This is a genomic window from Bartonella sp. MM97QHHN, assembly GCF_042194285.1.
Classification (GTDB): domain Bacteria; phylum Pseudomonadota; class Alphaproteobacteria; order Rhizobiales; family Rhizobiaceae; genus Bartonella.
The window spans coordinates 1-5643 of the sequence record NZ_JBHIMS010000056.1; the positions used below are offsets into that span (position 1 = coordinate 1).

7 protein-coding genes and 2 pseudogenes are annotated in these 5643 nt (G+C 37.4%); 2 read left to right on the forward strand and 7 right to left on the reverse strand.

Annotated features, from left to right (window positions below; translation table 11 throughout):
• From ACFIJW_RS02880 to ACFIJW_RS02910, 7 genes and pseudogenes are all read right to left on the reverse strand, one after another.
• Positions 1-723 (reverse strand): annotated as a pseudogene (locus tag ACFIJW_RS02880) (DUF1376 domain-containing protein); the annotation flags it as partial.
• Complete coding sequence (locus tag ACFIJW_RS02885; protein ID WP_375633224.1) at positions 713-1048, reverse strand: DUF1376 domain-containing protein; 336 nt, start codon at positions 1046-1048, stop codon at positions 713-715. The gene ACFIJW_RS02885 and the pseudogene ACFIJW_RS02880, both read right to left, overlap by 11 nt.
• 85 nt (positions 1049-1133) lie before the next feature.
• Positions 1134-1388, reverse strand: a pseudogene (locus ACFIJW_RS02890) (hypothetical protein); the annotation flags it as partial.
• Between the two features lie 405 nt (positions 1389-1793).
• Complete coding sequence (locus tag ACFIJW_RS02895) at positions 1794-2225, reverse strand: hypothetical protein (protein ID WP_375633225.1); 432 nt, start codon at positions 2223-2225, stop codon at positions 1794-1796.
• 8 nt (positions 2226-2233) lie between these two features.
• A complete protein-coding gene (locus tag ACFIJW_RS02900) occupies positions 2234-2551 on the reverse strand; it encodes a dATP/dGTP diphosphohydrolase domain-containing protein (RefSeq protein ID WP_375613946.1) in 318 nt (105 codons plus the stop codon).
• Positions 2552-2674: 123 nt separating this feature from the next.
• Entirely contained in the window at positions 2675-3043 is a 369-nt protein-coding gene (locus tag ACFIJW_RS02905; protein WP_375613947.1) for a hypothetical protein, read from the reverse strand.
• 17 nt (positions 3044-3060) lie between these two features.
• Positions 3061-3336, reverse strand: a complete 276-nt coding sequence (locus ACFIJW_RS02910; RefSeq protein WP_375633226.1) for a helix-turn-helix domain-containing protein — start codon at positions 3334-3336, stop codon at positions 3061-3063.
• Positions 3337-3430: 94 nt separating this feature from the next.
• Here ACFIJW_RS02910 and ACFIJW_RS02915 point away from each other — a divergent pair, with 94 nt between their 5' ends.
• Both ACFIJW_RS02915 and ACFIJW_RS02920 read left to right on the forward strand, forming a co-directional pair.
• Positions 3431-4084, forward strand: coding sequence for a LexA family transcriptional regulator (locus ACFIJW_RS02915; protein ID WP_004856665.1), 654 nt, complete (start codon positions 3431-3433; stop codon positions 4082-4084).
• 19 nt (positions 4085-4103) lie between these two features.
• Positions 4104-5159 (forward strand): type I restriction endonuclease, encoded by a 1056-nt coding sequence (locus ACFIJW_RS02920; RefSeq protein WP_144755027.1) that lies wholly within the window; start codon positions 4104-4106, stop codon positions 5157-5159.
• The last annotated feature ends 484 nt before the right edge of the window (positions 5160-5643 follow it).

Below are 5643 nucleotides of genomic sequence, written 5' to 3' on the forward strand. Positions count from 1 at the left end.
GCTCTGGAGGCAAGCCCTCTTCGATTGCAAAATCGTAATCGGGTTCAAAATCCGTAGGCAATCGACAACCGCGATTAGCTTTCGCTCGTTTTGCTTTTTGGGAAATGTTCTCTTGCTCGTGAATGGGAGGTTGGTTGTCTACACCCGTTGTGATTTGCTCTGATGTGGTCTCAACAGCAGCAACCTCTGTTGGTTCGTCAACCTGTTCGTTTGTTTCTAAACTTTCAGAACCAATTTCTTTTTTTGCTAAAACGATAGTTTTAGTTTTTTTATATATATGTTTGTATTGTTTGTTATAGCATCACAAGCATCATGCTTAGCATCCTTAAGCATGCTGTTAGCATCATGCTTAATATCACAAGCATCTTTTGTATTTTTATCCCATCTTGCCTTCGCTGCCTTTTGCGCTCTCTCTGAAAACTTATTCAAATTCTCATTAGAGTTGTTGAGTTCCTCTTCAACCTGTAAACTCCATAAACGACCACCTTCTAAACGTATCAGTTTCTCATCACTCAATAAAAAATCTAGCGCTTTATTAAAAGCTTTTACTGAACAACCAGAAATGCGTGCTAATATAGAGGCATTCTCAAGAATTGGCTGTCTCTTCTTATACATAAGCAATATCAACATCATATAAGTCGATATTTGATGCGACGTCATTCCACTAGCATCAGATACCCAATCAGAAGGAAAACAACGAACCCAAGCTAACTTAGTTGACATATTTCCCCTCCTGTTCTTTATTATTATTTAGATCTTCATTGAAGTTATTGAGTTCCTCCTCAACTTGTGAACTCCACAAACGACCATCTTCTAAACGAATGATGTATCCCTCTTCTAGCAAAACATTCAATGCTGTCTCAAATTTCTTTACTGAATAACCAGTGTAATGAGATAAAACTTTAATATTACAAAAAAGAGGTTCACCAGTACGAAGCATGCGAAATCGCAATCTCATATAGATATTACCTTCTACAGGAGGTAAATAATCGACGACCACCGCCCATTTATCGGCAAACAGTCTCGTCCATGGTATTTTACCGGACATGTATATCCCCTTCTTTCATTAAATATAAAATTGCCAAAGCATCTGCTTCGTTGTCATCACAAGGCGCGTGACCTTTTGCACGCNATAACAAGTCACCGTAAATATGCGCTGCATCAGTACTATTATGACGCCTCACTTCTTCAAAATACATCGCGTCAATGCTGCCTACTGTCTGTTTTATTTCTGATAGACATCTCTTAAAGCGTAAATAATGCATTCCACCGACTTCAAAATATCGGGGGTGGAAATTCATGACACCACTGATGATGTGACCATCCGCACCGCATATCGCCCAGCCTGTCTTGGTCCCTAGATCAAGGCAAAGAATTGTATGAGACATCTAAATCACCAGTACCTACTTCTCATTAATCTTGTGCTTTAAACTCTCAATCTCAGCATCTAATTCCTTAAGAATTTTCTTCTTTTTTATGACGGGTTGAGCAGAAGTATACACTATGTAAATAGGCGCAACTAAAAGTATAAAAACCATCATTGCAATAAAAAACACTGCATTTATTGATATGAATAAGTAGAGTACTAATTCACCTAGATTCATGTTCCCACCCCATTCTTGAAGATATGCATTTTCAAATCGTGTAAAATTTTATGTTTTTTCGAAATGATCTCACGGAGTTTATCGTTCTTTTTGTCTAATATTTCCGAGACAACAAAGGAGATTATAAGTAAATCAAAGATCACAAATGCAATACCCAAAGCTATCGCTGTCACACTCATCTTTTTTCCCTCACTTTCTTTTCTTCTTATGAGGCGGCGTTTTTACTGCACCTTCACGCTGCTTAAGCTCTTGTCTTAGTCTTTCAATTTCCTCGTCACGTGATTGAACATCTGCTTTTAGTGCCATCACTACTTCACTTACATCTCTGAATGCCTTTTCATGTTCTTCAGTCCTTTGTTGTAGTTCTTTTATCGCTCTATCGCGTTCTTTAATTGCAATATTCAGATCACTAGTTCTCTTTGCCACGTCCTTTGAAGATGCACTTCTTGACCACGCGTATTCTTCATCAAGAGTTTTTATGCTGCTTTTTAAAGTCAAGACCTGCTCTTTAAGAACTTTGACTTTGTTGCGATAATAAAATACAACACGCAACATCGCTCCGCATACAAGCAAAGCTCCCAAAACTACCAAGCCCGCTATTAAAATCTCATTCGAACTCATTCTGATCTCTATTCTTTGCTTTTAGGGCGGTCATCTCGGCCAATCCGTTTTGCCTCGCATTCCATTAAAAAAAGAATGCAACAAGCCGCATGTGCCAAGTGTGATAAATTACTCTCGCCATCCTTATTCTCTCCACCAAACCATGCTAATAAATGACGTAAAGAAGCTCCATACAAACGGCTCCAATTCATGCCATGACGCCAATTGCTTGCACCGTATTTGTTTTCTCCAAGCTCTAAAACTCTACCGATTTCAATCAGTGTCAACGGTGGAATAAGATCAACACGCGGTTTACCAATGTCATTCTTATGTGCTTTAAAAACCATGATTATCCCCCCCTTAAGGCTCTACGTATTTATATGTTTGCTATGACAGAGCGTTTAGTCATAAATTAAAAAAAATGAACTTACTCAATTCAAAAATACACTGCATGCCTCATCTCGTTACATTTAATGTTTGGACCGATTGTGTTTTTCAAAAATTTTTTGAGAGTTTTCTTTGAAATATTTTGTGTCGCCATGCATCTTTATGGACAATTCTGGTCCTAAAGAATTTTTGGCTATTAAATGGTTGTTTTCATCAAAAGAAAAATTCCAATCAGAATTATTAAAAACGATTGTACAGCCTTCTGGAAAACCTATTTCCTGTATTAAATCTTTCAAAATATAAAAAGTATAATATGATTTTTGCAAAACATTTACATAGCTTTGCTCTTTTTTACGATATAAATAAAAAACTTTACGATAGGCCCACAAACAAAAAACCGTAATTACATTGGTCGTAAAAAGTATAATAATTGCCGCTAAACCATAATCCATCTTTACTTTCTTTCTTCTTAAGAGTGTGAAGGCTGCTGTGGGTGTTTGTTATCAGCTGTAGTAAGTGGCACGCCCACCTCTTCAAGAGAGGGGCGTGGGTATAAATCGACATACCAGTCAACGGGACGAACAATACCATTGGTTGTCTTTTCAATCTTTAAGACAATTTCAGGCTCAGGAAACCGCAAGCCGCGTAAATACCTGTTAATCGTACTCTGTGCTACGCCAACTTGCTTCCCAAATTCGGCTTGAGATAGTTTATTTCGTGTGAGATATGATTTCAATTTTTCCATAATTCAAATAAATACCATAAAAGACTGTTTTAGTCAATAAAAAATACCTTTATGGACTTTGTTAAATAAGCAGTCTTGGTGTAAGGTTTAGAGCATGCATATAATTAAAAAATTGAGGAAAGATTTGGGACTCACACAGGTGAAATTGGCTGAAAAAGCTGGTACCACGCAACCTCAAATAAAACGGCTTGAAAAAGGTGAGCGAAAATTAACCAAAGAGTGGGCGGAAAAGTTAGCACCACATCTTGGTGTAAAGCCGTTTAATCTTCTTTTCCCAGAAAACGAGGAAATACATCCCATATCTAATGCTATTGGAATGATACCGGTGATAGGAAAAGTTGCTGCTAGCTCGTGGATGTCGGTCGAAGATATGGATTTTGGATTTGATGACATAGAATATGTACCCAGCACCTCGAAATACCCAGCTCACTTTCAATTTGCTTTAAAAATCGAGGGCAACTGCCTTAACAAAATTGCTCGTGATGGTGATCAACTTATTTGCGTAGACATAATAAAAGCCGGCATTAATGTGGAACCTAACGATCTCGTGATAGTTGAACGCAGCCGATTCAATGGTCAAATGATTGAGCGTACAGCTAAACGTATACGTCAAACTATTAGTGGATTTGAACTATGGCCTGAAAGTACTGAACCCAATCATCAAGAACCTATCAAAATAAATGGGGCAACTGATGGAGAGGAGATTCGTGTAGTTGGGAAAGTTCTTTGGATTTTAAGAAAACCCTGAAAACAAAGGAGAAGCGGGAATGGGGACAGTAGACGAGAGCTTAAAAATAATAGCTGATAAAGTCAAAAATCATTCAGATACTATGTTAACTGAAGAAGCGGTCAAAACAGCGGTCGTTTTACCATTTCTGCGCGCACTTGGGTATGATATTTTCGATCCACTTGAAGTCATTCCCGAGTTTACTGCTGATGCCGTTGGTAAAAAAGGTGAAAAAGTTGACTATGCTATCCGTATAGACGGTGAGATACGTATTCTTTTTGAGTGCAAACCGATATCTTGCGAATTGAGTTCAAAGCATTTAAGTCAATTATATCGATACTTTAGTGTAACGAATGCTAAATTCGCGATTTTGACAAATGGTCGATTTTTTCATTTTTACACAGATCTTGATGCTGCAAACAAGCTCGATAATAGGCCATTCCTTACTTTTGATGTAATAGAATACAATACTGTGGTACTTACAGAGCTTAAAAAGTTTGAACGCTCAGCATTTAATATTGAAAATATATTGGTGACAGCCGAGCAGCTCAAATATGTATCTGGAATAAAACAAAACATCCAAAAAGAAATAGAAAATCCGTCCGAAGGTTTTGTTCGTGTTGCTTGTGCGGATGTTTATGAAGGGCGCCTGACTGCTAATGTCTTAGAAATGCTCACAGGTGTTACTAAAAATGCGTTTCGCGAAGTAATATCTGATGCGGTAAAAAGTCGGCTTTCTAGCGCTTTACAAACAACAACTGAAACCGACAAGCAAGATAATATTGCTACATCTATTGGTAATGAACATGCCATAATAACGACCGAAGAGGAAGTTGAAGGCTTCATGATTGTCAAGGCAATTGCGCGTGAAGTTATTTCTGCCGACCGTATTGTTATCAGAGATGCAAAGTCGTACTGCGCCATTTTAATTGACAATAATAACAGAAAGCCGTTGGTTCGACTGCACTTTAACAGAAAACATAAGCAACTAGCCCTTTTCGATACTGATATTGATGAAAAAGTCGGTATTGAAACGCTAGATAATATTTATGATTTTGCAGACAGAATAAGAGAAACAGCAAAAAAATATTTATAAGATATTCTAACAACCTATGTATGCCCCGCTGAAGCGGGGTTTTTTTGTTCGTCCGCAGTTTTTATAAAAAAACTACGGCGTTATCTACCCATCGATTGGCTCTGTCTGCACACTGCCCCAATTTTTCCTGCATATAAATTTCAAATACAGCTAACTGATTTATTTTTTTACGGGATACTAGGAAGTATCATGCCTCTACACTGAACGCTACAATACTCAAACCGATTCGTAATAAATATTAAAGTTCATTTATAAAAAACCATTTTAGCATAAAATGACTTGACCATAATAATCCTTTACGGTATACTCCTCTATAACAACATATCACGAAGAAGCAAAAGCCGATCTGGTGTAGATTAAATTACATTAACACGAACAATCGCCAAGAGGCGTTAGGGAGGAAAAATTATGGATAAGCCAATTCTTATTAATTCCAATGAAATTTTATTAGTTGTCTATGATGATGATCAAAACATTGGTCGGT